We start from the raw sequence: 26411 nt of genomic DNA, 5'->3' as shown, positions 1-26411 counted from the left end.
GGGGTTGTCGCTCATCATGCTCACGGGCCGACCCGGGTGCCGATCGGCTCGCCGCGCACGGCACGCGCGATGTTGCCGTCGGCAAGGCTGAAGACGACGATCGGGAGCGCGTTGTCCTTGCACATGGTGAAGGCGGTCGAGTCGGCCACCTGCAGCCCACGGCGCAGCACCTCGTCGTAGCTGATCTCGTCGAACTTCGTCGCCGTCGGAACCCGCCGGGGGTCGGCGTCGTAGACGCCGTCCACGCCGTTCTTGCCCATCAGCAGCACCTCGCAGCTGATCTCCAGGGCGCGCTGGGCGGCGACGGTGTCGGTGGAGAAGTACGGCATCCCGGCGCCGGCACCGAAGATCACCACGCGCCCCTTCTCCAGGTGCCGCTCGGCGCGCCGCGGGATGTAGGGCTCGGCGACCTGGCCCATCTCGATGGCGGTCTGCACCCGGGTGGGGACGCCGGCCTTCTCGAGGAAGTCCTGCAGGGCCAGGCAGTTCATGACGGTGCCGAGCATGCCCATGTAGTCCGCGCGGTCGCGGTCCATGCCACGCTGGCTGAGTTCGGCGCCGCGGAAGAAGTTGCCGCCACCGACCACGATCGCGACCTGCGTGCCACCGGCGACCACCTCGGCGATCTGCGAGGCGATGGAGGCGACGACATCGGGGTCCACGCCGATGGCCCCGCCGCCGAAGAGCTCACCGGAGAGCTTGAGCAGCACCCGGCGGTACCAGCCGCGGGGCGGCTGATCGACCTGGTGGTTCACCCCGGACGGGTCCGGGGACGGCGAAGGGGCCGCCTCGACGTCGGTCATGTGGCGGCCCCTTCGGTCGTACGGATGTGCTGGGTGGTCCTCGGCGAGAACCCTACTTCGCGGGGACGCCGGTCAGGCGCCGACCTCGAAGTGGACGAACCCGGTCAGCGTCACGCCCGACTCGTCGAGCACGGCCTTGACCGTCTTCTTGGCCTCGCGCACCGACTCCTGCTCGAGCAGGACGTTGTCGGCGTAGAAGGCGTTGAGGCGACCCTCGACGATCTTGGCGATCGCCTGCTCCGGCTTGCCCTCGGACCGGGTCTTCTCCTCCAGGACGCGGCGCTCGGCCTCGACGTCCTCGGCCGGCACGTCCTCACGGGTGAGGTAACGGGCACGCAGCGCCGCCACCTGCATCGCGGCACCGCGGGCGGCCTCGGCGGCGGCGTCGCCGTCACCGGTGTACTGCACCAGCACGCCCACCTGCGGCGGCAGGTCGGAGGCCTTGCGGTGCAGGTAGGTCGCCACCTGGCCGTCGAGCTTGGCCGCACGGCGCAGCTCGAGCTTCTCGCCGATGACGGCGGCCAGACCCTCGACGGCCTCGCCGGCGGTCTTGCCGTCGGCCAGCGTCACCTCGCGCAGCGAGTCGACGTCGGTGGCCGAGCTGCTCGCGAAGGCCTCGACGACATCGGTCGCGAGCTTCTGGAACTGCTCGTTCTTGGCCACGAAGTCGGTCTCGGAGGCGATCTCCACCAGGGCACCGCCGGAGGCGGCGACCAGACCGTTGCTGGCGGTGCGCTCGGCACCCCGCTTGGCGGCCTTCGCCTCGCCCTTGACCCGCAGCACCTCGACGGCGCGCTCGTAGTCGCCGTCAGCCTCGTCCAGGGCCTTCTTGCAGTCCATCATCCCCGCGCCGGTGGCGTCGCGGAGCTTCTTCACATCTGCGGCGGAGTAGTTCGCCATGGTGTCTTTTCCAGATCCGTTCGTCGTTGGGGGTCAGGCAGACGGGGCGGCGTCACCGCTGGGAGCGGCCTCCGCGGCCGGCGCGGCAGCCTCGCCACCGGTGGCCGGCTGCAGCAGCTCGCGCTCCCACTCGGCCAGCGGCTCGCCGTCACCGACGGTGGCGGCGGCAGCCTCGGGCTTCTCGTCCCGACCAGCGTTGGCGGCGGCGGCCGAACGGGCCATGAGGCCCTCGGCGACCGCGTCGGCGACCACGCGGGTCAGCAGCGCGGCGCTGCGGATGGCGTCGTCGTTGCCGGGGATCTTGTAGTCGACCTCGTCGGGGTCGCAGTTGGTGTCGAGGATCGCGACGACCGGGATGCCGAGCTTGCGGGCCTCGCCGACGGCGATGTGCTCCTTCTTGGTGTCGACGATCCACACCGCACTGGGCACCTTGGTCATCTCGCGGATGCCGCCGAGCGAGCGGTCCAGCTTGGCCATCTCGCGGGTGAGGAGCAGCTGCTCCTTCTTGGTGGCCACGCCTTCCCAGCCACCCTGCTCCTGCGCCTCGAGCTCCTTGAGGCGCTGCAGCCGCTTGTAGACGGTGCTGAAGTTGGTGAGCATGCCGCCCAGCCAGCGCTGGTTGACGTAGGGCATGCCGACGCGGGTGGCCTGCTCGGCGATGGACTCCTGAGCCTGCTTCTTCGTGCCGACGAAGAGCACGGTGCCGCCGTGGGCGACCGTCTCCTTGACGAACTCGAAGGCGCGGTCCACGTAGGAGAGCGTCTGCTGCAGGTCGATGATGTACAGGCCGTTGCGCTCGGTGAGGATGAATCGCTTCATCTTCGGGTTCCAACGGCGGGTCTGGTGACCGAAGTGGACGCCCGACTCGAGCATCTCCTTCATGGTGACGACGGCCATGCCGGCGTCCCTCCTGCTTCTTTTCGTGCGCGCGGCGGTGCACACCGTCGCAGCGCGGCCTCGGTTGTCGCGGACGGGTCGGGTGACCCGTTCGCCCTGGTGCCCGGTGTCGCGGACGCAGAGGCCGTCCGGCTGGGCCGGAGCGGACCGAGGCTGGCCGCCGATCCCCCTGTTGCGATCGGGAGAAGGACACGCGAAGTCAGCCCTTCGCAGGGCTGCGTGGATCAGTCTAGCCCGTCCGGGGGACGGCGCCGACCACGGTCGCCGCGCGCGGTCGTCGGCACAGGTCAGGTGGTCGTCACCGGCAGCCTCGCGGCGGCGCCGGCGGCGCGGCATTGCGGCGCGGCGGCATCGCGGCGGAGCGGCGGAGCGGCGGAGCGGCATCGCGGCGGAGCGGCATCGCGGCGGAGCGGCATCGCGGCGGAGCGGCGGAGCGGCGGAGCGGCGGAGCGGCGGAGCGGCATCGCGGCGGAGCGGCGGAGCGGCGGAGCGGCATCGCGGCATCGCGGCGGAGCGGCATCGCGGCATCGCGGCGGAGCGGCGGAGCGGCGGAGCGGCGGAGCGGCGGAGCGGCATCGCGGCGCGGCGGCGCATTAGCCGATGACGCCTGGTCGCGGGCAGCGATCGTGCCGACTGTGGACGACGGGCGGGGTTGTCCCCAGCTCGCCTCGACCTCACCTGGCGAGGGCGGAGCGCTGGCACGGTGAGCAGATGTCACGCTCCTCCGCACCGATGACCGGAGTCGGGTCTCGTCTCGCCCGCCGCGGTGCCGTCGTGGCGGCCTCGGTGATGCTGCTGCTGACCGGATCCGGCGACGATGGCCGAGGTCAACCGGGCAACGCGGTCACCGCCGCGAACCTCGTCGCCGCTGGCGGCGCGACACCCGAGAACCTGGTGCTCGCCGGCCGTGCGGCACTCGCGACCGGCACGGCGCCCGTCTCGTACTCCGCGCCGGTCAGCGGTCGGGTGCTCCGGCGATTCGAACCGCCAGCCGACCCTTACGGTCCGGGGCACCGCGGTGTCGACCTCGCCGCCACACCGGGGGACGTGGTGCGGGCGGCCGCCGACGCGACGGTGACCTTCGCCGGGGACGTCGCCGGCCGGGGGGTCATGGTCCTCGCCCACGCCGACGGGATCCGCACCGAGTACGAACCGCTGCGGGTCACCGTGCGGGCGGGGACAACGGTGCGTCGGGGCGAGCGCATCGGGGTGCTCGCCGGTCGCCACGCCTCGTGCGCGCCCGCGTCATGCCTGCACTGGGGTGCCCGCCGCGGCGAGAGGTACCTCGATCCGCTGGCGTTGTTGCGGCCACTCGGGCCGGTGCGACTGCTGCCGTGGCCGCGGCACGGATGAGACAGTCGGCGGACTACGCCCGCGGGTGAGCCTGGCGGTAGGTGCGGCGAAGACGCTCGACCGAGACGTGGGTGTAGAGCTGAGTGGTGGCCAGGTCCGCGTGACCCAGCACCTCCTGGACCGAGCGCAGGTCGGCGCCGCCGTCGAGCAGGTGGGTGGCGGCAGTGTGCCGAAGCCCGTGCGGGGCCAGCTCGGGTGCTCCCGCCACCCGCGCCGTCCGGTCGTGGACGATCCGGCGCACCGTCCGCGCGTCGATGCGTCCACCGCGAGCTCCGAGCAGCAGCGCCGGTCCGGAGGCCGGCGTGACGAGGTCGGGACGGCCGCCGGTCAGCCACGCCTCGAGGGCGTCGTCGGCGGCCACGCCGTAGGGCACGGTCCGCTGCTTGTCTCCCTTGCCCAGCACCCGCAGCACGCGCCGCCGCCGGTCGATGTCGTCGACGTCCAGGCCGACGAGTTCGGAGACCCGGATGCCGCTGGCGTAGAGCAACTCGACCACCAGGCGGTCGCGCCGCCGCAGCGCCTCAGGCTGACCTTCGCGGTCGGCGGTCATCACCGCGGCAGCCTCGCCCGCTGCCAGGACGGCGGGCAGCGTGCGTCGAGCCTTGGGGCTGGCGAGCAGCTGTCCGGGGTCGTCGGCGACGAGGCCATCGCGCCGGGCCCAGGCGCTGAAGGTCCGCAGCGCCGCCGAGCGCCGCGCCGTGCTCGACGGTGAGGCGCCGGCCGCGCGCTGGCGGGCCAACCAGCTGCGCAGCGAGCGCAGGTCCATGTCGCGCACCGAGCGACCGCCGAGCCGCTGCAGGTGGTCCAGATAGGAGGTCACGTCCGCGACGTAGGCGCGGACGGTGTGCGGCGACCGATTGCGCTCCAGGCGCAGATGCTGCTCGAAGTCGTCCAGTGCCCCGGCGAGCTCCTTCGCCAGCACCGACCGGAGCGCGGCGAGATCGGGCCTGCCCTCGGTGGTCACGCCCCGCACCGTCCGCGACCGGTGGCCCTGCGTCAAGTCGCCACGCGGCCCGCGGAACGACCCCGTGGCCGGGTCGGGTCGGGGTGGGGTTCGACCGGACCCGGCCACGGGTGCTCGAGGGCGGGGGTGTGCAGCTGTTCGGTACGCGATCGGGGCCGAATCGGACCCCGCGATGTCCGTTTTGTGCGCTTGATAGTGATTGAAGCACAGCAGAGCCGTCCGCGGGGACCCTCTGCCCCACTTCCTGCCTGCCGTTCACAGCCCGACCCTGATCCGGAAGCCGTCACGGTCCTGCTCGATGAGGCCGATGCTCTCCAGTGCGGGCAGGGACCGCAGCACCTCGCTCGCACTCAGCCCCGAGGCCACGACGAGGTCGTCGGCGACGACCACCCGTCCTGCCGGGAAGGCGTCGAAGACCTCCCGCTCCCGATCGCCGAGGCCGTCCAGCAGTCGCTGCACCCGCCGTCGGCGCAGGACGGCCGCCGACACCGGAGGCGCGGCGGCCCGGGTTCCGGCGCCCTCGGTGGCGGGGTCGGCCGGCAGGTCGCCCATGTCGCCGACGACGGCCAGCACGTCGGCCGCGGAGGTGACCAGGGTGCTCGCCCACTCCTCCCGACGCAGCGCCTGGTGACAGCCGGCCGACATCGACGAGGTGACCGGCCCGGGCACCACCATCAGCGGGCGGCCGATCTCGATGCAGTGCCGGGCGGTGTTGAGCGCGCCCGATCGCTCCGCTGCCTCGACCAGGACCGTCCCGGTGCCGAGGCTGGCGATCAGTCGGTTGCGGCTCAGGAAGCGCCGCCGTCGGGGCGCCTCCCCCGGCGGGGACTCCGACAGCAGCAGGCCGCTCTCGCGCACTCTGGCGTAGAGGTGCTCGTGGGCCGGCGGGTAGACCTGGTCGAGCCCACCGGCTGAGACGAGCACGGTCTCACCGCCGGCGCGCAGCGCTCCCTCGTGAGCGGCGCGGTCTATCCCGAAGGCGCCACCGGAGACGACGGTGACGCCCGCCTCGGCCAGCTCCCCGGCAATCGACCGGGCGACGAACTCGCCGTAGGTCGACGAGGTCCGGGCACCCACGATGGCGACGCTGCGCCACCCCAGCCCCGAGGCGTCCAGTGGCCCGGCCGCCCAGAGCGCGACGGGCGGGACCGGTTCACCGCAATCGGCGAACTCGTGGCGCGACGTGTCGAAGGTCGCCGCGCGGCGCGCGCCCGCGTGCTCCAACGGCACCAGGCCGACCGTCGGCCACTCCCGGCCCTCGGGCACGAGCAGGCGGATGCCGTGGCGCTCCGCCGCCGCGAGGTCGGCATCGACGTCCACGCTCGCGTGCCGCGACGACGTGGCGCGACGGGTCGGGTCATCCAACGACGAGGACTGTCGCCGGATCAGGGCTGCCGCCTCGACCGGGCCCACCGCGGCGACCAACCGCCACACCGGCACCGAGGCGGGTCCGCCGACACGGCTGAGATAGACACGGGCACGACGGATCTCATCACTCACGCTGCCCACGAGGCGGCCTCCCCGTTGCGCAGGGAGAGCGCCTCCCCCAGCGTCGCCGCGTCCGGTGTGTTCAGGCCGGCGAGATCGCAGAGCGTCCACGCCACCCGGAGCACCCGGTCGAAGCCGCGAGCCGTGAGCCGACCGTCGGCGAGACGCTGCTCCAGGTCGGCCGTCGCCCGCCGACTGGGCAGCCACTCCCCCGACCGCAGCACGGCGCCCGGCACGTCGCCGTTACGCCGCCAGGGCATCCCGGCCCACCGCTCGGCGGCACGGTGCCGCGCCGCCGCGACCCGGGCGGCCACCTCGGCGCTCGTCTCGCGGCGGCCGGCATCGTGCAGCAGGTCACCGTGGGTCACCGGCCTGAGCCTCACCCGCAGGTCGATGCGGTCCATGAGCGGTCCGGAGAGCCGCTGCTGGTGCCGCCGCCGAGCCGCGGCGCTGCACTGGCAGCGGTCCTCGGCCAGGGCGCAGCCGCAGGGGTTGGCGGCGAGGACCAGTTGGAAGCGGGCGGGATAGCTCACCGCCCCGCCGCTGCGCAGCAGCACCACCCGACCGGCCTCCAGCGGCAGCCGCAGCGCGTCCAGGGTGGCCGCGGCGAACTCCGGCGCCTCGTCGAGGAAGAGGACGCCGTGGTGGGCCAGCGAGATGGCGCCGGGGCGCGCGATGCCGCTGCCGCCGCCCACCAGTGCCGCCATCGACGCCGTGTGGTGGGGAGCCCGGATCGGCGGCCGGCGCAGCAGCGTGGCTCCCTCGCCGAGACCGCCGACGATCGAGTGGACCGCCGTCACCTCCAGCGCGGCGGCGTCGTCCAGGGGTGGCAGCAGGCCGGGCAACCGCTCGGCGAGCATCGTCTTGCCCGCACCGGGACTGCCGACCAGGTACAGGTGATGGCCGCCGGCGGCGGCGACCTCCAGCGCGCGCTTGCCGACCTCCTGGCCGGCGACATCGGCCAGGTCGGGCCCCGCGAGCGGGTCCGCCGGCGCGCCCGGATCGGGATGCGGCAGGGGCGGACCGTCCCCGCGCAACCACCGCACGATCTCCCCCAGGTCATCGGCGACGCGGACGTCCACCCCGGTCACCAGGGCCGCTTCGGCTCCGTTGGCCCGCGCCACCACCACCCGCACCACCCCGTGGTCGCGGGCCGCCAGGACCGACGGCAGCACGCCCGGCACCGGCCGCAGCGCCCCGTTGAGCCCCAGCTCGGCGATCCAGGCAGCGTCGGCGACGCCGCCGGCGGGGACCTGGCCGTCGGCGGCGAGCACCGCCAGCCCCACCGCCAGGTCGAAGCGGGAGCCGGTCTTCGGAGTGTCGGCCGGCAGCAGCGCCACCGTGATCTTGCGGTTGGGCCACTGCGCGCCGGAGTTGTTCACCGCGGCGCGCAGCCGGTCGCGCGACTCCACCACCGAGGCTCCGGCGCGGCCGGTGAAGTAGGTGCCGGGCAGCCCGGCGGAGATGTCGCACTCGACCTCGACCAGATGACCGTCGATGCCGTTCAGCCCGACGGCACGAGACGTCGCCAACCCCATCAGAACTCCCCCATCAGAACGCGCCGGCCAGATGGTCGACCTGCACCCCGGCCCGACCGCGGACGACGGCGACCACGTCGAAGCGGATGGCGTGCCAGTCCGTCCGGGGGTGCTCGGCCAGCCAACGCAGGGTCAGCGACCTGATGCGCTGCGCCTTGGCCGGACTCACGGCTTGCGCCGGGACCCCGAAGGCCGTCGACGACCGGGTCTTCACCTCGACGACGACCAGGTCCCGGCCGTCAGTGGCGACGATGTCGAGCTCCCCCTCGCGGCAGCGCCAGTTGCGCTCGATGATTTGCAACCCGGCGGCCTCGAGGTGGCGGGCGGCGACCTGCTCTCCGAACCTGCCGACGGCGTCCTTGACTCGCATGGGGTAACCCTCGCCGCTCCGCGGCGACCGCGACCGCCGTCACCGCCCGCTGTGGACGACGCGCCGGCCGGGTGAGCTGACGGAACACAGGTACAGGCCAACGCCCGTCAGCGGTAGTCCGCGCTGGGACCTTCCCGAAGCTGATGCCGGTCCGGCCGGGCGCGCCGGACCGCGGTGACCGCGTCGTGATCCAGCGAGAGCACCAGCCGCAGTGCCTCGTCCGCGTCGTCGCCGCGACGGACCCCTGCCGCGGTGAGCCGGGCGCGGAGCAGCCGCACGGTCGGCGGCGTCAGCCCGAGGGAGCGCGCCACGGCTCGGACCGGCGCCGGCTCGCCGCTGACCAGGTCCGCCACCACCGCCAGCCAGGCCGCTGGCGCCACGCGGCTGCCCGCCAGCATCGTCCCGGCGAGCACGGAGAACCTGCAGCGGCAGGCAGCGCAGTGCCACACCCGCCGCTGCCCCATGGCCCCCGGCAGGAGCCGGCACTGCCCGGCCGTCCGGCAGCGGATGCAGCGGCTGGGCGCGCCGTCCCAGCGCAACCGCTCCAGCTCCAGCCAGGCGTCCACTGCGGCGGCCGGGACCTCAGCGGGTGAAGCCGTCCTTGTTCGGCAGCTCCAGGTCGGGCTTGTCCAGCTCCTCGATGTTGACGTCCTTGAACGTCACCACCCGCACCGTCTTGACGAACCGCGCCGGGCGGTACATGTCCCACACCCAGGCATCGCGCATCGTCAGCTCGAAGTACACCTCGCCGTCGGTGTTGCGCGGCTGCAGGTCGACGTCGTTGGTGAGGTAGAAGCGGCGCTCGGTCTCGACGACGTAGCTGAACTGCGCGGCGATGTCCTTGTACTCGCGGTAGAGCTGCAGCTCCATGTCGGTCTCGTAGTTCTCGAGATCCTCGGCGCTCATCGTTCGTCTCTCCTCACCGTCACGCGATGTCCGCGGTCAGGTCGTCGATCGCGTCGGACCCATTCTGTCCCATGGCGCGGCGGACGTTCACGTAGCGGCGGCGATGCTGTGGACAGGGGCCCAGTCGCTGGAGCGCCGCGGCGTGCACCGGCGTGATGTAGCCCTTGTGCTTGGCGAAGTCGTACTCGGGCCAGTCCTCGTGCATCTCGGTCATGATCCGGTCCCGGGTGACCTTGGCCAGGATCGAGGCCGCGGCGATGCAGGCCACCGTCGCGTCGCCCTTCCAGACGGCGGTCGCGGGGACGGCCAGCCCCGGCACGGCGAAGCCGTCGGTCAACGCGTACTGCGCGGCGGGGACGAGCGTGCCGAGCGCGCGCCGCATGCCGGCGAGGTTGGCGACGTGCAGGCCGTAGGCGTCGATCTCGACGGCCGGGACGATGACGACCGAGTATGCGAGGGCCCGCCGGACGACCTTGGCGTAGAGCGCCTCTCGGGTCGCGGCGGTGAGGACCTTGGAGTCGTCCAGGCCGTCGATCCGGCCCGCCCGTCCGGCCGGCAGGATGCAGGCCGCGACCACCAGCGGTCCCGCGCAGGCCCCGCGCCCGGCCTCGTCGGCGCCGGCGACATGGGTGAACCCGGCCCGCTGCAGCGCCGATTCGTAGCCACCCAACGGACCGTCCCGGCGTACGACCAACCGCGGCGGCCGGAAGGCCAGTCCGGACGGGCGGCTCCTGCGGGTCTGACGTGTCATCGCGGACCGGCTCAGCGGCGTCGCCGGCGCCGTAGCAGGAACACAGGCACAACCACGGCGAGCGAGGCCACCCCCGGCAGCGCCGGCCCGGCTGCCGCGGCCGCGTTCTCGAAGGTCGACGGGGTCCCCAACGTCGTCCAGCGCGACGGCGGCCAGGCGATGACGAACGCCTTGCCGATGACCTTGTCGTCGGGGACGGTGCTCGTGTACGGGTCGCAGTCGTTGTCGTTCTGGGTGCTCTCGCCCCCGTCGCGGGTGCAGTGGAAGCGGGAGTCGGCCGAGGCGGTGCGATGGTCGCCCATCACCCACAATCGCCCCTTCGGCACGGTGACGGGGCCGAAGTCGGGGTCCTCGCCGTCGCCCCGGGCGCGGTAGACGTAGGGCTCGTCCAGCGTGCGGTACGGACCGTTCTTGCCGTGCGTACTGATCATGATCACGGTCTTGCGGTCCATGCCGGTGCGCTGCTTCTCGGCGGCGCTCATCGGCAGCGAGACGCCCTTCACCGTCTGACCTCCGACGGCGATCACCCGCTTGACGAGGACCTCGCCGTCGGGCGGGACGAAGCCGATGAGCTGCCCGAAGCCGCGGACGGCGCGGACGACCGGATTGCTCGGCGGCTCGGTCGCGGCCTCGCGATCCCAGCCGCGCGGCGCGTCGAAGACCACGATGTCACCGGGCTCGGGATCGCGCAGCACACTGTAGATCGGCTTGTTGACCAGGATGCGGTCGCCGGAGCAGCCGGTACAGCCGTGCAGCGTCTTCTCCATCGACTCCGACGGGATGTAGAACGGCTGCACGATGAAGGTCTTGACGAGGATGGCCACGCCGACGGCGACGATCACCAGGACCGGCAGCTCCCACCACGGCGCCTTACGACGCGGCGTTGCTGCCTTCTCTCGCCGGCGCCGTTGCCGACGCGTCTCGTCGGCCGGGACGTCGTCCTCGGCGGCGGCAGCCGGTGCGGTGGCCGCGGACTCGACAGTTCCGTCTGTGCCGTCTTCGCTCGTCTGGTGCCCCGGCGGGACAGCGTCGGAGCGCTCCACCGTCGTCGGCTGAGTCTCATCGGACGGCCGCGGCTCCCCCGGCGACGGCGGCGTGCCGGCTTCCTGCTCGGAACTCACGGCGCCATCGTGCCGCGCGGCGGCTGTGGAGCCGTCCTCGGGGTCCGCGGAGTGGTCGTCGGAAGAACGGTGTCGGTCACTCACCGGGACGCAGCTGCGAGTCGGGTCAGCGCGCGACGGGCTCGCGCTTCTCCTTGATCTTGGCGGCCTTGCCGCGCAGGTCGCGCAGGTAGTACAGCTTGGCCCGGCGGACGTCGCCGCGGGTCAGCAGCTCGATCTTCTCGATGACCGGGGTGTGCACCGGGAAGGTGCGCTCGACGCCGACGCCGAAGCTGACCTTGCGGACGGTGAAGGTCTCGCGGATGCCACCGCCCTGGCGGCGGATGACGACGCCCTGGAAGACCTGCACGCGGGAGCGGTTGCCCTCGATGACCCGCACGTGCACCTTCAGGGTGTCGCCGGGACGGAAGTCCGGGACGTCGCTGCGCAGGGACGCGGCATCGAGGGTGTCGAGCGTGTTCATATCGAAAGTTCGCTTCCTGATCGGATTCTCGGCCTCTGTGCCCCGGGGCGCCGAGTGACGCGCACGCGCTGGGCAACCCCACGATGATGCCACAGCGGGCGGACCGATCCGAAATCGCCTACCGGCTCAGCCGTCCGCCGGTGGCGGCAGCAGGTCAGGGCGCCGCTCCGCCGTCCGCGCCAGGCTCTGCTCGCGGCGCCAGGCGGCGATGGCGGCGTGATGCCCGGAGAGCAGCACCTCCGGTACCTCCAGACCGCGCCAGGACGCTGGCTTGGTGTACGCCGGCGCCTCCAGCAGCCCGTCGGGGCCGGCGGCGAAGGAGTCGTCGACGGCCGACGCGGCATTGCCCAGCACGCCGGGCAGCAGCCGTCCGATCGCCTCGACCATGACGAGCACGGCCACCTCGCCCCCGGCCAGCACGTAGTCGCCGAGCGAGAGCTCCTCGACGGCCATCCGCTGGCCGGCGTACTCGGCGACGCGGGCGTCGATGCCCTCGTAGCGGCCGCAGGCGAAGAGCAGCCAGGGCTCGGCGGCGAGCCGCTGGGCATCGGCCTGGGTGAAACGACGTCCCGCCGGGGAGGGGACGATCAGCCGCGGCTGCGGCCCCTCCGGCGGGGCGATGTAGTCCAGCGCCTGCCCCCATGGCTCGGGGGCCATCACCATGCCGGGACCACCGCCGTACGGCGTGTCGTCGACGCTGCGGTGGACGTCGGTGGTCCAGGTCCGCAGGTCGTGGACCCCGAGCTGCACCTGCCCGCGTGCGACCGCGCGACCGATGAGCGACTGGTGCAGCGGGGCCAGGTAGTCGGGGAAGATCGTGACGACGTCGACCCGTAGCCCGTCGGTCACAGGTCGAACAACCCCTCCGGCGGGTCGACGACGACGACACCCGCCGCGATGTCGACCTCCGGCACGATCTCGCTGACGAACGGCACCAGCCGTTCGGTGCCCGCGACGTCCAGGACGAGGTAGTCGGCCCCGGCGATGTCGATGACGTCGCGGACCGGGCCGAGCTCGTCGCCCGTCGTGGTGCGCGCGACCGTGCCGATGAGGTCGGACGCGTAGAACTCGTCCGGGTCGTCCAGCGCCGGACGCTCCTCGGCGGCGATGACGAGGCGGACGCCGCGTAGCGCCTCAGCGGCCTCGCGGGTCTCGACCCCGGCGAAACGCAGCGCCATCTTCGCGCCGCTGAGGTTGAGGCTCTCCACCGTCAGCGGACCGGCGGCGGTGGGTTCGGTAACCAGCACCGAACCCACCGCGAACCGTTCTTCCGGCGCATCGGTGAAGGGTTGGACGAACAGTTCGCCGCGCACGCCCCTGGCGGGGCCGATGCGGCCGATGGTGATGAGTTCGTCCGACACGAAAACTGCGGTCTAGCGGTCCACGTCGACGACGTCGACGCGAATCCCCTTGCCGCCGACACCGGTGATGACCTGGCGCAGCGCCTTGGCGGTGCGCCCGTTGCGGCCGATCACCCGGCCGAGGTCCTCGGGGTTGACGCGGATCTCCAGGCGCCGACCCCGCCGGTTGTCGACGAGGTCGACCTGGACGTCGTCCGGGTGGTCGACGATGCCTCGGACGAGGTGCTCGAGGGCCTCCTCGAGCACGTCAGCTCGCGTCCGCGGACGGCGCCTCGGCCGGGGCCTCGGCGACCGGGGCCGGAGCGTCGGCGCTGGGCTCGTCGGCGGACTTCTTGGCCGCCTTCTTCTTCGGCGTGGTGGCAGCGCCACCGGCCTCGGTGGTGTCACCGCCGGCCTCGGCGAGGGCGGCGTTGAAGAGCGCCTGCTTGTCGGGCTTCTCGGCCGCCAGCTTCATCGGCTCCGGGGCGGGCTCGCCCTTGAACTTCTGCCAGTCGCCGGTGACCTTGAGGATCGCGCGGACGGCGTCGGTCGGCTGCGCGCCGACACCCAGCCAGTACGCCGCGCGCTCGCCGTCGACCTTGATGACGGACGGGTCGTTCTTCGGGTGGTACTCGCCGATGGTCTCGATGGACCGGCCGTCGCGCTTGTTGCGCGAGTCGGCGACGACGATGCGGTAGTGCGGCTCGCGCATCTTTCCGATGCGGGTGAGCTTGATCTTGGTGGCCACGGTTGTGGGAACTCCTGAGGTGACGATCGGGTGGGCCTGCGCGTGGCGGGTGGGGTCACACCGCCGGCACCGGCCCGGATGGACAGACCGGGACGTGGTGAGAGGGTCCGCGAACCGGTCGGTACTCAACGGGCCATTGTGCCAGACCCGGCCGACCTCACCCGCCGGGGCGGCCCTCACCGAGCGTGCCGGTGGTCCGGAGGTCGAAGCGACGCCGCACCACGCGGACCGGCACCTGCTCCCCCACCGCCTGCCGCCGCAGCGACGAGGCGCGGACCCGCAGCCACCAGACCACGATCCGGAAGAGGCCGAAACCCTGGACCGCGATGGCGACGAGCAGCGCCCACCGCATCGACTGCGCCGTCGTGCCACCCTGCAGGCTCAGCGCCGCGCCGATGCCCAGCGCGATGAGGACGGTGGCGACGAAGCCGCCGACGTTGACCACGCCCGAGGCCGTGCCCAGCGTCCGGGCGTGGTTGTAGTCGCGGGCCAGGGCAAAGGCTGCCATCGAGGTCGGTCCCCCCAGCGTCGCCAGGATGAAGACGGCGATGACGACCCCGGCGGGCGGATGGTTGCCGAAGACGCTCACCAGCACCACGAGACCGGTGACGACGCTGCCGGTGACCCCGATGCCGATCGGCACCCGCGAGGACGGCCACCGGCCGATGACCCAGCCGAAGCAGGGTGAGGCGAGGGCCGCGACGATGACGCCGGCCATCAGGACCCCGCCCGCCGCCGCCGAGCTGAAGCCGAGCACCGTCACCAGGTACGGCGCGCCCCAGAGGACGCCCAGCGCCGTCCCGGTGGACATGTTCGCGAAGTGGGTCCAGAAGCCGAGGCGGGTGCCGGGCAGCGCCCAGGCGCGCCGCACCCGGCCGGTGATCGAGAGGGCGCCGGTGCGCAGCTCCGCCGTCGTCCGCACCGCCCGCGGCGTCGGGGTGGAGTCCGGCAGCAGCAGCGCGACGGCGGCCCCGGCGACCAGCGACAGCGTCCCCGCCAGCAGGAAGCTCGGCGTCCAGCCCGCGTGGCGCAGCAGTACCGCCAGCGGCAACGTGGCGGCGATGTTGCCGACCGTGCCCGTCATGGCGGTGAGGGCGACGAGCACCGGGTAGCGCCGCGGGGTGAAGTGGGTGGCGGCGAAACGCAGCACGCTGACGAAGGTGAGGGCGTCGCCGCAGCCGAGCGCGGCCCGGGCCAGCAGTGCCACCGGGAAGATGTCGACGAGGGCGAAGACGAGCTGGGCAACCCCCATGATGAGCGCGGCGGCCACCAGCACCCGGCGCGGGCCGTAGCGGTCCACGAGCACGCCGGTCGGTACCTGCATCGCGGCGTAGACGCCGATCTGCAGGAAGACGAAGAGGCTCAGCTGGGCGGGGCTGATGTCGAACCGGGCTTCGGCGATGAGGCCGGCGACGCCGAGCGAGGTGCGGTGCAGCACCGCCAGCAGGTACACCGCGGCCGCCAGGCCCCACCCGGCCACGGCAGCGCGCGACGTCGTCATCTCGTCGCCCAGCCTACGGCGCGACCGGCGTCAGCGGGCGGCGACGACCGAGCCGCGCAGGATGGTCAGCACCGGGGCGTGGATCGCCGACAGGTCGCTGCGGGGATCGGTCTCGTAGACGACCAGGTCCGCCGGCGCGCCCTCGACCGCGCCCGGCATGCCGAGCCACTCGCGGGCCCGCCAGGAGGCCTGCGCGATGACGTCGGCCTGCGGGATGCCCGCCCCCACCAGGGCACGGATCTCGTCGCGCACCAGGCCGTGCGGCAGTGAGCCTCCGGCGTCGGTCCCGGTGTAGACAGGGACGCCGGCCTCCCAGGCCGACCGGATCCGTTCCCGCGAGCTGCCGTAGAGGGCCCGCATGTGGGCGGCGTACGCCGGGAACTTCGCCGCGCCGCCGAGCGCGATCTGCGGGAAGTTGTCGATGTTGATGAGGGTCGGGACGACGGCGGACCCGGCGGCCTTCGCGGCCGCTATGAGGTCGTCGGTGAGCCCGGTGCCGTGCTCGATGGAGTCGATGCCCGCGGCGATGAGACCGGTCAGCGCCTCCTCGCCGAAGACATGGGCGGCGACGCGGGCTCCGAGCTCGTGGGCGCGGGCGATGCCGGCGGCCAGCGCGTCGTCCGGGAAGGTCGGGGCGAGATCGCCGCGGTCCCGGTCGATCCAGTCCGCGGCGATCTTGACCCAGCTGCCGTCGCCGTAGGCGACCTGCCGCTCCACCTCGGCGACGAGATCACCGGGCTCGACCTCGACACCGAGGCCGCGGATGTAGCGCTTGGTCCGCGCGATGTGGTGCCCGGCGCGGATGAGGCGGGGCAGGTCGTCGCGCTGCTGCACCGAAGTGTTGTCCACCGGGGAACCGGCATCGCGCAGCAGCAGCGCCCCCGCGTCCCGGTTGCGGCGGGCCTGCTCGGCCTGGACCTCGGGTTCGGGATGGTGCCCGCTCGGCGCCAGCCCGATGTGGCAGTGGGCGTCGACGAAGCCGGGGGTGATCCAGCCGCGGTCGGCGACGGTCTGCCACTGCCCCGTCGGCCGGTCGAACGTCAGCCGACCGGCCAGGACCCAGGCGTCCCGCTCGGTCTCGTCAGGCAGGAACACGCCCCGCAGATGCAGCACCATGCGCCGGACGCTACTCAGCTCCAGGCGGCGGCCAGCTGCTCCCGGGCCTCGGAGAGCAGCTGCGGCAGTACCCGGGTGTGACCGACGATCGGCATGAAGTTGGTGTCGCCGCCCCAGCGCGGCACGACGTGCTGGTGCAGGTGGGCCGCGATGCCGGCACCGGCGACATTGCCCTGGTTGATGCCCAGGTTGAAGCCGTGCGGGGCCATGACCTTCCGGATCACGGTCATCGCGCGCTGCGTGAACTGCGCCAGCTCGACGGTCTCCTCGGCCGTCAGCTCGGGATAGTCGGCGACGTGGCGGTACGGCACCGACATCAGGTGTCCGGAGTTGTACGGGTACAGGTTCAGGACGGCGTAGACGTGCTCGCCGCGGGCGACGATCAGGCCGTCGGCGTCCGAGCGCGTCGGCGCGGTGCAGAACGGGCACTCGTCGCCGGCGTCGCCGTGGCTGGGCTTGTTCTCGCCCTTGATGTAGGCCATCCGGTGCGGCGTCCAGAGCCGGCCGAAGTTGTCGGGCTCACCGGCGAAGGCGTCCGCATCCTCGACCTCAGGCTGCTCGTCAGGCATAGAACGACGCGTCCGGCGAGGTGTTGATTCGCCGTGCGACGAACTGGGAGATCTCCTCGCCGGCCTGCGAGATCGGGATGCCGTTGCGCTGGCTGCCGTCCCGGTAGCGGAAGGAGACCGCCCCGGCCTCGGCGTCGGTGCCGCCGGCGATGAGCATGAACGGCACCTTCTGCTTCTGCGCGGTCCGGATCTTCTTCTGCATGCGGTCGTCGGAGTCGTCGACCTCGACCCGCAGCCCCATCCGCTTGAGGTCCCGCGCGATGCCGTACAGGTAGTCGACCTGCTCGTTCGACACCGGGATGCAGACCACCTGCACCGGCGCGAGCCACGCCGGGAAGGCACCCGCGTAGTGCTCGGTGAGCACGCCGATGAAGCGCTCGATGGAGCCGAACTTGGCCGAGTGGATCATGACCGGACGCTGCCGGGTGCCGTCGGCGGCTTGGTATTCCAGCTCGAAGCCGCGGGGCTGGTTGAAGTCGTACTGGATGGTCGCGAGCTGCCAGGTGCGGCCGATCGCGTCCTTGGCCTGGACGCTGATCTTGGGGCCGTAGTACGCGGCGCCGCCGGGATCCGGGACGAGCTCCAGGCCCGACGCGACGGCGACCGACCGCAGCACCTCGGTGGCGTTCTCCCACTCGTCGAGGTCGCCGACGAACTTGTCGGCGTTGGCCTCGTCGCGGGTGGAGAGCTCGAGGTAGAAGTCGTCGAGGCCGAAGTCGCGGAACAGCGAGAGGACGAAGTTGAGCAGGTGCTCGATCTCGGCCGGCGCCTGCTCCGGGGTGACGTAGCTGTGCGAGTCGTCCTGGGCGAACCCGCGCACCCGGGTGAGGCCGTGGATGACACCGGACTTCTCGTAGCGGTAGACGTGCCCGAATTCGAAGAGCCGCAGCGGTAATTCGCGGTACGACCGCCCCCGCGACCGGAAGATCAGGTTGTGCATGGGGCAGTTCATGGCCTTGAGGTAGTAGTTCGCGCCCTCGAACTCCATGGGCGGGAACATCCCGTCGGCGTAGTACGGCAGGTGCCCCGAGAGGTGGAACGTGCCTTCCTTGCTGATGTGCGGGGTGCCGACGTACTCGAAACCCTCCTCGATGTGCCGGCGGCGGACGTAGTCCTCCATCTCACGCTTGATCACGCCACCCTTGGGGTGGAAGACGGGCAGGCCGGAGCCGATCTCGTCGGGGAAGCTGAAGAGGTCCAGCTCGGTGCCGAGCTTGCGGTGGTCGCGCTTGGCGGCCTCCTCGAGGCGCTGCAGGTACACCTTGAGGTCGTCGCGCGTGGCCCAGGCGGTGCCGTAGATCCGCTGCAGCTGCGGGTTCTTCTCGCTGCCGCGCCAGTACGCCGCCGCGCTGCGCATCAGCTTGAAGGCCGGGATGCGGCGGGTGGTGGGCAGGTGCGGACCCCGGCAGAGGTCGGTCCAGACCCGCTCGCCGGTCTTGGCGTCGAGGTTGTCGTACATGGTCAGCCCGCCGGCACCGACCTCGGTCGCCTCCTCGCCGGACGCGTTCGACTTCAACCCGATGAGTTCGAGCTTGAACTTCTCGTGGGCGAGTTCGGCGCGGGCGTCGTCGTCGGCGATCTCGCGGCGCGAGAAGCGCTGGTTCGCCTTGACGATCTCCTGCATCTTCTTCTCGATGGCGGCCAGATCGTCCGGGGTGAAGGGCCGCTCGGGCAGGAAGTCGTAGTAGAAGCCGTCCTCGATGGGCGGGCCGATGCCGAGCAGGGTGCCGGGGAAGAGTTCCTGCACGGCCTGCGCGGCAACGTGGGCGGCGGAGTGGCGCAGCACGGCCAGGCCGTCCGGCGAGTCGGCCGCGACGGCTTCGACCTCGGTGTCGAGCTCGGGGGTCCAGTCCAGGTCGCGCAGGGCGCCGTCGGCGTCCCGGACCACCACCGCGCCCCGGGGCCCGGTCAGTTCGACCCCGGCCTCGCGCAGCGCGTCGAAGGCCGTCGTGCCCGCGGCCACCGGGACGGGGGCGGGGGCGGCGGACGGGCTGGCGCTGACGGACAACGGGACTCCTGGCAACGTAGGGGCGCGTACGCGTCTGACTCTATCGAGGGGCCTGCATGAACATCTTCGAGTACGAGGGGGTCGCCCCCACCATCGCCGACGACGCCTGGATCGCACCCACCGCGACGGTCATCGGCGACGTGACGATCGAGTCCGGGGCGTCGGTCTGGTACGGCGCGACGATCCGCGGCGACGACGGTCCGGTCGTGATCCGGGCGCGGGCCAACATCCAGGACAACGCGGTGGTCCACACCACGCCGGACACCCTCACCGAGATCGGTGCCGGCGCCACCGTCGCCCACCTGTGCCTGGTGCACGGTGCGGTGATCGAGGAGGAGGCGCTGATCGGCAACGGCAGCATCGTCCTGGACGGCGCCCGCGTGGGATCGCGGTCCATGATCGCCGCGGCGTCGCTGGTGCCGCCGGGCAAGCAGATCCCGCCGGGGGTGCTGGCGATGGGGTCGCCGGTCCAGATCAAGGGCGACCTCGCCGGGACGCCGGCGGAGTTCTGGGTGCAGATGAACCCCACCTGGTACCCGGCACTGGCCGAGAAGCACCGGGCCGGGATCCGCCGCCACTCCTGACCTCCCGGTTTTGGCGGCTGCCGCTCGGATACGAGCGTGTGCCGCCACAACCGGCCGGGGTAGCGCCGCCTCACGGTTGTGGCGGCGGGACTTGGGATACCAAGTCAGGCCGCCACAACCGGCCGGGGTGGCGTGGACGCCCTAAGCTCTCGCTCATGACGCAGTCGCAGACCCCGCCCGGCTGGTACGCCGACCCCGCCGGCAAGCACGAGCAGCGCTACTTCGACGGCCAGCAGTGGACCGAGCACGTCCACTCCCACGGTCGGCAGGCGATCGACCCCCTCGGCGGCCCGAGCCACGTCCCGACCGTGCAGCGCGACCCGGCAAAAGTCCAGCACGACGTGCAGCGCGCCGGTCAGGCCGGACAGGCAGGCTGGCAGGGCGGCGGGTCGCTGTTCACCGAGCCGGTCCTGGTCATCAACCAGAAGGCCAAGCTCATCGAGATCAACAACGAGTACGCCATCTACGACCAGCACGCCCGTCAGATCGGCGCCGTGCGCCAGGTCGGCCAGAGCACCCTGAAGAAGGCGGCGCGGCTGCTGACGTCCTACGACCAGTTCATGACGCACAAGCTGCAGATCGTCGACATGACCGGCACGCCGGTGCTCGCCATCACCCGACCGGCGAAGTTCGTGAAGTCCAAGGTGATCGTCGAGGACGCCGCCGGTCGCGAGATCGGTCAGATCGTCCAGCAGAACGCCTTCGGCAAGATCCGCTTCGGCCTCGAGTCCGGCGGCCACACCTACGGCCTCATCCAGGGCGAGAACTGGCGGGCCTGGAACTTCGCCATCAAGGACCACACCGACACCGAGGTCGCCCGCGTCACCAAGACCTGGGAGGGCTTCGCCAAGACCATGTTCACCACGGCCGACAACTACGTGGTGCAGATCCACCGGCCGCTGGAGGAGCCGCTGCGCTCCCTCGTCGTCGCCGCCGGCCTGGCCATCGACACCGCCCTGAAGCAGGACTCCCGCGGCTTCGGCTGAGCCGTCCGGCGACGGATCGGCGGCGATCGGGCAGCCGACGGGCGACCGTTCGGTGAACGGTCGCCGACGCTGCGGGTGTCGGTTTGCCCCGGACGAGGCGGGCTTGGCAGCGTCTCGGCGTGCCTGCCTCCGTCACCATCGACCGGGTCGACGACGGTTCCGCCGCCGCCACCCGGCACACCGCACGTCACCGCCGGCCAGAGACGCCCGCCTCCCCGCGGGACTACCGGGTCCGGCGTGATCTGGAGGGCATGCGCGCGATCGCCGTGCTCGGGGTGGTCGTCTACCACCTGCGGCCCGCCTGGCTGCCCGGTGGCTTCGCCGGCGTCGACGTCTTCTTCGTGCTGAGCGGCTTCTTCATCACCGGGCTGCTGCTGCGCGAAGGCCGGCGGACGGGACGGATCGACCTGCTCGCCTTCTGGGGCCGGCGGGCGCGGCGGCTGCTGCCGGCGGCAGGCCTGGTGCTGGTCCTCACCGTGGTGGCCTCCTGGCTGTTCACCATCGCGCTGGACTCCCGGCGGTTCGCCATCGACGCGGCCTACGCCACCGTCTTCAGCGTCAACTGGCGCTTCGCCGCGCAGGGCGACAGCTACCTCAGCGACCCCGACCCCAGTCCCATCACCCACTTCTGGTCCCTGGGGGTGGAGGAGCAGTTCTACGTCGTCTGGCCGCTGCTGCTGCTGGCACTCGCCCTCGTCTCGCGGCGCCGGTTGTCGCGCAGCGTGCTCGGGCTGGCCGTGGTCGCCGGGGTGGTGTCCTTTGCCCTGGCGCTGCACCTCACCACCGCCGACCAGCCTTATGCCTACTTCGCGACCTACTCCCGCGTCTGGCAGCTCGCGCTGGGCGCGGCGCTGGCCGCGGCCGCGGTACCGCTGGGACGGCTGCCCGGAGCGGCACGGGTCCTGCTGCGGTGGGCCGGCGTGGCGGCGATCGTCGGCTTCTACGCCTCGGCACCGCTGGACATTCTCTATCCGGGCTGGGCCGCGCTCGTCCCCACCCTCGGCGCCGCGGCCGTCATCGCGGCCGGCTTCGGCGGCGTCGGCGCACGGGAGCCGGTGGCGCGGCTGCTCTCCTGCCCGCCGGCGCAGCTGCTCGGCCGCTACTCCTACAGCTGGTACCTGTGGCACTGGCCGCCGCTGGTGCTGCTGCCGCTGGCACTCGACCACGCGTTGCGCCCGTTGCAGCTGATCGGGGTCGCCGGACTGACGCTGGTCGCCGCGATCGCCTGCTATCACCTCGTCGAGCATCCGCTGCGGTCCAGTCGGCTGCTGGCACGGCGGCACGGCCTGCCGTCGCTCGCCCTCGGCGTCGCGGTCGTCCTCATCGGCGGCGGGACCGCCGTGGCGGCGACGAGCGCGGCGAACGACAACCTGTCGCACACCTCGGTGGCCTCCGCCTCGGGAACCCTCCGGCCGCAGCCCGGCGCCGCAGCCACCGAGCAGCCGCAGCCGGTACGCGACGGCTGCCAGATCCCGCGCGAGAGCACCTCGATGGCCCTCGGCTGCCGCTACCTGCCGGATCGGGGCGAGGGCGACATCGTCACGCTCGGCGACTCGCACTCGGCGCAGTGGTTCCCGGTCATCCACGAGCTGGCCGCCGAACACCGGTGGGGGCTGCGGGTCTGGGCGCGGGAGTCCTGCCCGCTGGCCCGCGTCACCAAGATGGGAGACGGGCCGCAGCGCCGCTACGTCGTCTGCGACCGCTGGCGGGAGGCGGCGGTGCGCAAGCTGATCGCCGACCCACCCAGTCTGGTCGTCACCAGCGGCTTCGCCAGCCGTCCCACCAACATCTGGGATCCGGCGACCGGCGCCTTCACCGACGGTCCCACCTCGCTGCGGCTGGAGCAGGCGGGCCTGGCCTCCGAGCTGCGACGGCTGCGGGCCGCGGGGGTGCCCGTCCTGGTCATCGGCGACAACCCCAGCTTCGATCAGGCCGCGCCGAAGTGCGTGCTGGAGCACCCGAAGGACCTGGCCGCCTGCTCCTCGTCGCAGCAGGCGGGGCTGCACGGCTCGGTCGACCTGCGCGCGGCGCGATCGGTGCCGGGCGTCCACGTCCTCGATCTGACGAGCCGGTTCTGCCCGGACGGGCGCTGCCGGCAGGTGTTGGGCGACGTCCTCGTCTACCGGGACGATAACCATCTCACCGCCGACGGCACGCGGCTGTTCCGCCGCGAGCTGGAGCGGGCAATCACCACGGCCCTGCGCGCCTGAGGGACGCTCTCACCCCCGGCCACCCCAGCGCGCGACGTCCGCGGGGGTGTCGAGGTCGGCCGGGTCCCCGGCGACCGGGACCTCGTCGACGAGCTCGGGCCGGGAGACCAGCAGCGCCCGCGCCCCCTCGTCCGGACCGGCGAGAGCGACGGCCTCGCGCCAGCGATCGAGGTCCATGACGGTCGGGTGGCCACGCCGGCCGGCGTAGCTACCGAGGGTGATCCGGCCGGGGCGCCACGCGGCGACGACCTCGGCGACCGCGCGGGCACCGATGCCGGGGGTGTCGACGAGCATGACAGCGAGAGCCTCGGCCCCCTGCGCTGCGGCCAGCGCGAGCTCCAGCGACGACCGCATGCCACGCGACGGATCGGGGTTGACGACCCGACGCGCGCCGACGACCTCGACCCCGTCGCGGACCACCGCCACCACCGGGTCGCAGCCTGCGTCGGAGAGGGCCGCGACGGATCGGTCCAGCAGCCGAACGCCGTCGACGACGAGCTCGGCCTTGGGGGCTCCCATCCGGCTGCCCGACCCGGCGGCGAGGACGGCGCCCGCGACCCTCGGCATGGACGCAGACTATGACGCAGACCTATGCGGCACCCGGCCGGACGGTGTTTGCTCGTCTGCATGTCGACCGAGTTCAGCAGCCCGTCCGAGCTCGCGACCGCGCTGGACGGTGCCGGCTACCTGCCGGACCGGGGCCTGGCCACGGCCGCCTTCCTGGCGCTGCGGATGGGACGGCCGCTCTTCCTCGAGGGCGATCCCGGCGTCGGCAAGACCGCCCTGGCCCGCGCGCTGGCGACGGTGACCGCCTCCCCTCTGATCCGGCTGCAGTGCTACGAGGGCATCGACGCCGGGCAGGCGCTCTACGACTGGGACTTCCCCCGCCAGGTGCTGCACCTGCGCGCGGCCGGCGACGGTGCCGCGCAGGCCGAGGCGGATCTCTACGACCGCCGTTTCCTCGTGCCTCGGCCGGTGTTGCGGGCGCTGGAGACCTCGCCGTCGACCCTGCTCGTCGACGAGATCGACCGCGCCGACGACGAGTTCGAGGCATTCCTGCTCGAGGTGCTCGCCGAGAACTCGGTGACGATCCCGGAGCTGGGCACTATCACCGCCGAGACGCCTCCGCTGGTGGTGATCACCTCCAACCGGACCCGCGAGGTCCATGACGCGCTGAAGCGGCGCTGCCTGTACCACTGGGTCGCGCATCCGGACTTCACCCGCGAGGTCGCCATCGTCCGGCGGCGGGTGCCCGAGGTGGACGCCGAGCTCGCCCGGCAGGTCGCCACCGCCGTCGCGCGGCTGCGCGAGGCCACCCTGCTCAAGCCACCCGGCGTCGCCGAGACCATCGACTGGACCCTGGCCCTGCACACGCTCGGCGCCACCTCCCTCGACCGGGAGACCGCCGAGGAGACCCTGGGCGCGGTGCTGAAGTACCACGAGGACATGGCGCGGATCCGCGCAAACCTGGATGCGGTGCTCGGCGGGTGAATGTCGATCCGACCGTGGCGATGGCCGGCTTCGCGCGCGTGCTGCGGGCCAACGGGGTGGCGGCGGACGCCACCCGGCTCACCACCGCCCTGGCGGCCCTCACCTACGTCGACCCGCTCGACGCCGAGCAGGTGTACTGGACCGGCCGGGTCACGCTCTGCGCCGAGCCGGACGACCTGCCGGTGTACGACGCCGTCTTCGACGCCTGGTTCCGCGGTCGCCCTCCCCCGCTGCCCGGACCGCGACCCGCCGGCCCGCCCACCCGGACGCTGCAGCTGCGCCCGGTCAGCGGGGACGGCGCCGGCGAGGAGGACGCCGAGACCGACGACGACGAGCTGCGAGCGGCGGCCGCCGACACCGAGGTGCTCCGGCATCGGGACATCGCCACGCTGACCGACGCCGAGCGCGACGAGATCAACCGGCTGGTCGCCCTGCTCACCCCCCGAGTGGGCACCCGCCGCACCCGACGCACCCGGCCCCGCGGCCGCCACGCCGTGGACGTCCGCCGCACCGTGCGCAGCATGGTGCGCGACGGCGGGGAACTGCGCGCCCTGTCCCGGCTGCGTCCGCGCACCAAGCCCCGGCGGCTGGTGCTGCTGCTCGACGTCAGCGGTTCGATGTCGCCCTACGCCGACGTGCTGCTGCGCTTCGCCCATGCGGCGGTCCGCGTGGCGCCGGCACACACCGAGGTCTTCACCGTCGGCACCCGGCTCACCCGCATCACCCGCCAGCTGCGGCTGCGCGACCCGGACCAGGCGCTCGGCGCCGCGGGGCGGGCGGTACCGGACTGGAGCGGCGGCACCCGGCTGGGCGAGTCGCTCCGCGCCTTCCTCGACCTCTGGGGCCAGCGCGGCACCGCCCGGGGCGCGGTCGTGGTCCTCGCCTCCGACGGCTGGGAGCGCGGCGACGCCTCCCTGCTCGGCGAGCAGACGGCACGGCTGCAGCGCCTCGCCCACCGCGTCGTCTGGGTCAATCCGCATCGCGGCAAGGAGGGCTTCGCCCCCGTCACCGCCGGCATGAGCGCCGCCCTGCCGCATCTGGACGAGCTCGTCGCCGGCCACACCCTGGACGCGCTGCATACCCTGGCCGACGTGATCGCCGATGCGTGACGTCCTGCCCGAGCTGGTCGCGTGGTGGCGCTCCGGCGAGACGGTCGGCCTCGGCACCGTCGTCGGCACTTGGCGCTCGGCCCCGCGACAGCCGGGGGCCGCGATGCTCGTCGGGCCGGACGGGACGGCGGTGGGCAGTGTCAGCGGCGGCTGCGTGGAGGGCGCCGTCTACGAGCTCGCCGGCGAGGTCCGCGCCGAGCGGCAGCCCGTGCTGCAGCGCTACGGCGTCAGCGACGACGACGCCTTCACCGTCGGTCTCACCTGCGGCGGCATCATCGACATCTTCGTCGAGGCGATCGATCAGCGCAGCTTCCCCGAGCTCGGCGATATCGCCGCTGACATCGCTGCCGGCCGGCCCGTCGCCGTCGCCACCGTCATCGGCGGTCCGGTTCCCGAGCGCGTGGGCCGGCGGCTGATCGTCCGTCCCGATGCGACCACCGGCAGCCTCGGCAGCGTCCGGCTCGACGCCGCCGTCGGCGACGACGTCCTCGGCCTGCTGGAACAGGGCAGCACCGGCATCGTCCGGTACGGACCGGACGGCGAGCGCCGCGGCGACGAGACGGCAGTCTTCGTGGCCTCCTACGCGCCGAAGCCGCGGATGATCGTCTTCGGCGCCATCGACTTCGCCGCCGCGGTCGCGAGGCAGGGCGCCTTCCTGGGCTACCGGGTCACCGTCTGCGATGCCCGCCCCACCTTCGCCACCGCCAAGCGCTTCCCGGACGCCGACGAAGTGGTGGTGGCCTGGCCGCACCGCTACCTGGCCGAGACCGAGACGGACAACCGGACGGTCGTCTGCGTCCTGACCCACGATCCCAAGTTCGATGTGCCGCTGCTGGAGGTCGCGCTGCGCATGCCGCTGGCCTATTTGGGAGCGATGGGTTCGCGTCGCACCAACGACGACCGCAACACCCGGCTCCGAGAGCTCGGCTTCACCGACGACGACCTCGCCCGGCTGCACGCCCCGATCGGGCTCGACGTGGGTGGACGCACCCCGGAGGAGACCGCCGTGTCGGTCGCCGCCGAGATCGTCGCCGCCCGCTGGGGTGGGACGGGGGCGCAGCTGCGGACGGTATCCGGACCTATCCACCGCAGCTTCGGGGCGGAGCTGGAATCCTCAGCAACTTAGTCAGTGACGCCTGTGTCCCAGCTCTCGTAATCCAGGTCACACGACGCTAGCGTTCGCAGCACGCACTGT

The 26411-nt window shown here is 72.7% G+C and carries 28 protein-coding genes; 7 read left to right on the top strand and 21 right to left on the bottom strand.

What is annotated here, in order from left to right:
* Positions 1–20 precede the first annotated feature (20 nt).
* The 3 genes from pyrH to rpsB form a co-directional block, all read right to left on the bottom strand.
* Positions 21–803: a UMP kinase gene (gene pyrH, locus AC0NZQ_RS19945; protein WP_474531831.1), complete on the bottom strand. Its 783-nt coding sequence runs from the start codon at positions 801–803 to the stop codon at positions 21–23.
* 72 nt (positions 804–875) lie between these two features.
* Complete coding sequence (gene tsf / locus AC0NZQ_RS19940) at positions 876–1703, bottom strand: translation elongation factor Ts (RefSeq protein WP_474531830.1); 828 nt, start codon at positions 1701–1703, stop codon at positions 876–878.
* Between the two features lie 33 nt (positions 1704–1736).
* Complete coding sequence (gene rpsB, locus AC0NZQ_RS19935) at positions 1737–2600, bottom strand: 30S ribosomal protein S2 (RefSeq protein ID WP_474531829.1); 864 nt, start codon at positions 2598–2600, stop codon at positions 1737–1739.
* Between the two features lie 711 nt (positions 2601–3311).
* Between rpsB and AC0NZQ_RS19930 the strand changes: the two genes are divergently transcribed.
* Positions 3312–3953 (top strand): murein hydrolase activator EnvC family protein, encoded by a 642-nt coding sequence (locus AC0NZQ_RS19930; RefSeq protein ID WP_474531828.1) that lies wholly within the window; start codon positions 3312–3314, stop codon positions 3951–3953.
* A gap of 13 nt (positions 3954–3966) precedes the next feature.
* Here the strand turns inward: AC0NZQ_RS19930 and AC0NZQ_RS19925 are convergent, their stop codons facing one another.
* The 17 genes from AC0NZQ_RS19925 to thrS all read right to left on the bottom strand — a co-directional run bounded on the left by AC0NZQ_RS19925 (position 3967) and on the right by thrS (position 18836).
* Positions 3967–4872 carry a tyrosine recombinase XerC gene (locus AC0NZQ_RS19925; RefSeq protein WP_474532038.1) on the bottom strand — a complete coding sequence of 302 codons (906 nt, stop codon included), beginning with the start codon at positions 4870–4872 and terminating at the stop codon, positions 3967–3969.
* A 300-nt stretch (positions 4873–5172) separates the two neighbouring features.
* Entirely contained in the window at positions 5173–6417 is a 1245-nt protein-coding gene (locus AC0NZQ_RS19920; RefSeq protein WP_474531827.1) for a DNA-processing protein DprA, read from the bottom strand.
* A complete protein-coding gene (locus tag AC0NZQ_RS19915; RefSeq protein WP_474531826.1) occupies positions 6414–7943 on the bottom strand; it encodes a YifB family Mg chelatase-like AAA ATPase in 1530 nt (509 codons plus the stop codon). Before AC0NZQ_RS19915 ends, AC0NZQ_RS19920 begins: the two co-directional genes overlap by 4 nt.
* Positions 7944–7956: 13 nt before the next feature.
* A complete protein-coding gene (locus AC0NZQ_RS19910) occupies positions 7957–8313 on the bottom strand; it encodes a YraN family protein (RefSeq protein WP_474531825.1) in 357 nt (118 codons plus the stop codon).
* A 107-nt stretch (positions 8314–8420) separates the two neighbouring features.
* Entirely contained in the window at positions 8421–8879 is a 459-nt protein-coding gene (locus tag AC0NZQ_RS19905) for a transposase (protein WP_474531824.1), read from the bottom strand.
* A gap of 16 nt (positions 8880–8895) precedes the next feature.
* A complete protein-coding gene (locus tag AC0NZQ_RS19900) occupies positions 8896–9219 on the bottom strand; it encodes a DUF2469 domain-containing protein (RefSeq protein ID WP_474531823.1) in 324 nt (107 codons plus the stop codon).
* A 19-nt stretch (positions 9220–9238) separates the two neighbouring features.
* Positions 9239–9970 carry a ribonuclease HII gene (locus AC0NZQ_RS19895; protein ID WP_474531822.1) on the bottom strand — a complete coding sequence of 244 codons (732 nt, stop codon included), beginning with the start codon at positions 9968–9970 and terminating at the stop codon, positions 9239–9241.
* An 11-nt stretch (positions 9971–9981) separates the two neighbouring features.
* The gene (lepB, locus tag AC0NZQ_RS19890; protein WP_474531821.1) at positions 9982–11091 is read right to left on the bottom strand and encodes a signal peptidase I; all 1110 of its coding nucleotides are present in this window, start codon (positions 11089–11091) and stop codon (positions 9982–9984) included.
* 106 nt (positions 11092–11197) lie between these two features.
* Complete coding sequence (gene rplS / locus AC0NZQ_RS19885) at positions 11198–11554, bottom strand: 50S ribosomal protein L19 (RefSeq protein ID WP_474531820.1); 357 nt, start codon at positions 11552–11554, stop codon at positions 11198–11200.
* Between the two features lie 126 nt (positions 11555–11680).
* Positions 11681–12403, bottom strand: a complete 723-nt coding sequence (gene trmD, locus AC0NZQ_RS19880; RefSeq protein ID WP_474531819.1) for a tRNA (guanosine(37)-N1)-methyltransferase TrmD — start codon at positions 12401–12403, stop codon at positions 11681–11683.
* A complete protein-coding gene (rimM, locus tag AC0NZQ_RS19875; protein WP_474531818.1) occupies positions 12400–12915 on the bottom strand; it encodes a ribosome maturation factor RimM in 516 nt (171 codons plus the stop codon). The genes trmD and rimM overlap by 4 nt, the downstream gene beginning before the upstream one ends.
* Before the next feature lie 12 nt (positions 12916–12927).
* Positions 12928–13161, bottom strand: a complete 234-nt coding sequence (locus AC0NZQ_RS19870; protein WP_474531817.1) for an RNA-binding protein — start codon at positions 13159–13161, stop codon at positions 12928–12930.
* A 1-nt stretch (position 13162) separates the two neighbouring features.
* On the bottom strand, positions 13163–13642 hold the full coding sequence (gene rpsP, locus AC0NZQ_RS19865) for a 30S ribosomal protein S16 (protein ID WP_474531816.1): 480 nt from the start codon (positions 13640–13642) through the stop codon (positions 13163–13165).
* 157 nt (positions 13643–13799) lie between these two features.
* Positions 13800–15143, bottom strand: a complete 1344-nt coding sequence (locus AC0NZQ_RS19860; RefSeq protein WP_474531814.1) for an MFS transporter — start codon at positions 15141–15143, stop codon at positions 13800–13802.
* Between the two features lie 30 nt (positions 15144–15173).
* Positions 15174–16259 (bottom strand): amidohydrolase family protein, encoded by a 1086-nt coding sequence (locus AC0NZQ_RS19855; protein WP_474531813.1) that lies wholly within the window; start codon positions 16257–16259, stop codon positions 15174–15176.
* A 14-nt stretch (positions 16260–16273) separates the two neighbouring features.
* Positions 16274–16828, bottom strand: a complete 555-nt coding sequence (locus tag AC0NZQ_RS19850) for an HIT family protein (protein ID WP_474531812.1) — start codon at positions 16826–16828, stop codon at positions 16274–16276.
* Positions 16821–18836: a threonine--tRNA ligase gene (gene thrS / locus AC0NZQ_RS19845; RefSeq protein WP_474531811.1), complete on the bottom strand. Its 2016-nt coding sequence runs from the start codon at positions 18834–18836 to the stop codon at positions 16821–16823. Before thrS ends, AC0NZQ_RS19850 begins: the two co-directional genes overlap by 8 nt.
* A gap of 56 nt (positions 18837–18892) precedes the next feature.
* Between thrS and AC0NZQ_RS19840 the strand changes: the two genes are divergently transcribed.
* The 3 genes from AC0NZQ_RS19840 to AC0NZQ_RS19830 all read left to right on the top strand — a co-directional run bounded on the left by AC0NZQ_RS19840 (position 18893) and on the right by AC0NZQ_RS19830 (position 22616).
* Complete coding sequence (locus tag AC0NZQ_RS19840) at positions 18893–19420, top strand: gamma carbonic anhydrase family protein (RefSeq protein WP_474531810.1); 528 nt, start codon at positions 18893–18895, stop codon at positions 19418–19420.
* A 155-nt stretch (positions 19421–19575) separates the two neighbouring features.
* A complete protein-coding gene (locus tag AC0NZQ_RS19835; protein WP_474531809.1) occupies positions 19576–20406 on the top strand; it encodes an LURP-one-related family protein in 831 nt (276 codons plus the stop codon).
* A gap of 119 nt (positions 20407–20525) precedes the next feature.
* A complete protein-coding gene (locus AC0NZQ_RS19830; RefSeq protein WP_474531808.1) occupies positions 20526–22616 on the top strand; it encodes an acyltransferase family protein in 2091 nt (696 codons plus the stop codon).
* A gap of 9 nt (positions 22617–22625) precedes the next feature.
* Here the strand turns inward: AC0NZQ_RS19830 and AC0NZQ_RS19825 are convergent, their stop codons facing one another.
* On the bottom strand, positions 22626–23183 hold the full coding sequence (locus tag AC0NZQ_RS19825; protein WP_474531807.1) for a nucleotidyltransferase family protein: 558 nt from the start codon (positions 23181–23183) through the stop codon (positions 22626–22628).
* 60 nt (positions 23184–23243) lie between these two features.
* On the opposite strand from AC0NZQ_RS19825, the gene AC0NZQ_RS19820 reads away from it, so the two are divergent.
* The 3 genes from AC0NZQ_RS19820 to AC0NZQ_RS19810 are packed head-to-tail and all read left to right on the top strand — an operon-like array spanning position 23244 to position 26342.
* Complete coding sequence (locus AC0NZQ_RS19820; protein WP_474531806.1) at positions 23244–24107, top strand: AAA family ATPase; 864 nt, start codon at positions 23244–23246, stop codon at positions 24105–24107.
* Between the two features lie 20 nt (positions 24108–24127).
* Positions 24128–25216, top strand: a complete 1089-nt coding sequence (locus tag AC0NZQ_RS19815) for a vWA domain-containing protein (RefSeq protein WP_474532037.1) — start codon at positions 24128–24130, stop codon at positions 25214–25216.
* A complete protein-coding gene (locus tag AC0NZQ_RS19810) occupies positions 25209–26342 on the top strand; it encodes an XdhC family protein (protein WP_474531805.1) in 1134 nt (377 codons plus the stop codon). Before AC0NZQ_RS19815 ends, AC0NZQ_RS19810 begins: the two co-directional genes overlap by 8 nt.
* Positions 26343–26411: the final 69 nt, after the last annotated feature.

The organism is Jatrophihabitans sp. sgz311053 (genome assembly GCF_056135305.1).
The sequence above is the reverse complement of the archived record's forward strand: the minus strand, read 5'-3'. Positions and strand labels throughout refer to the sequence as shown.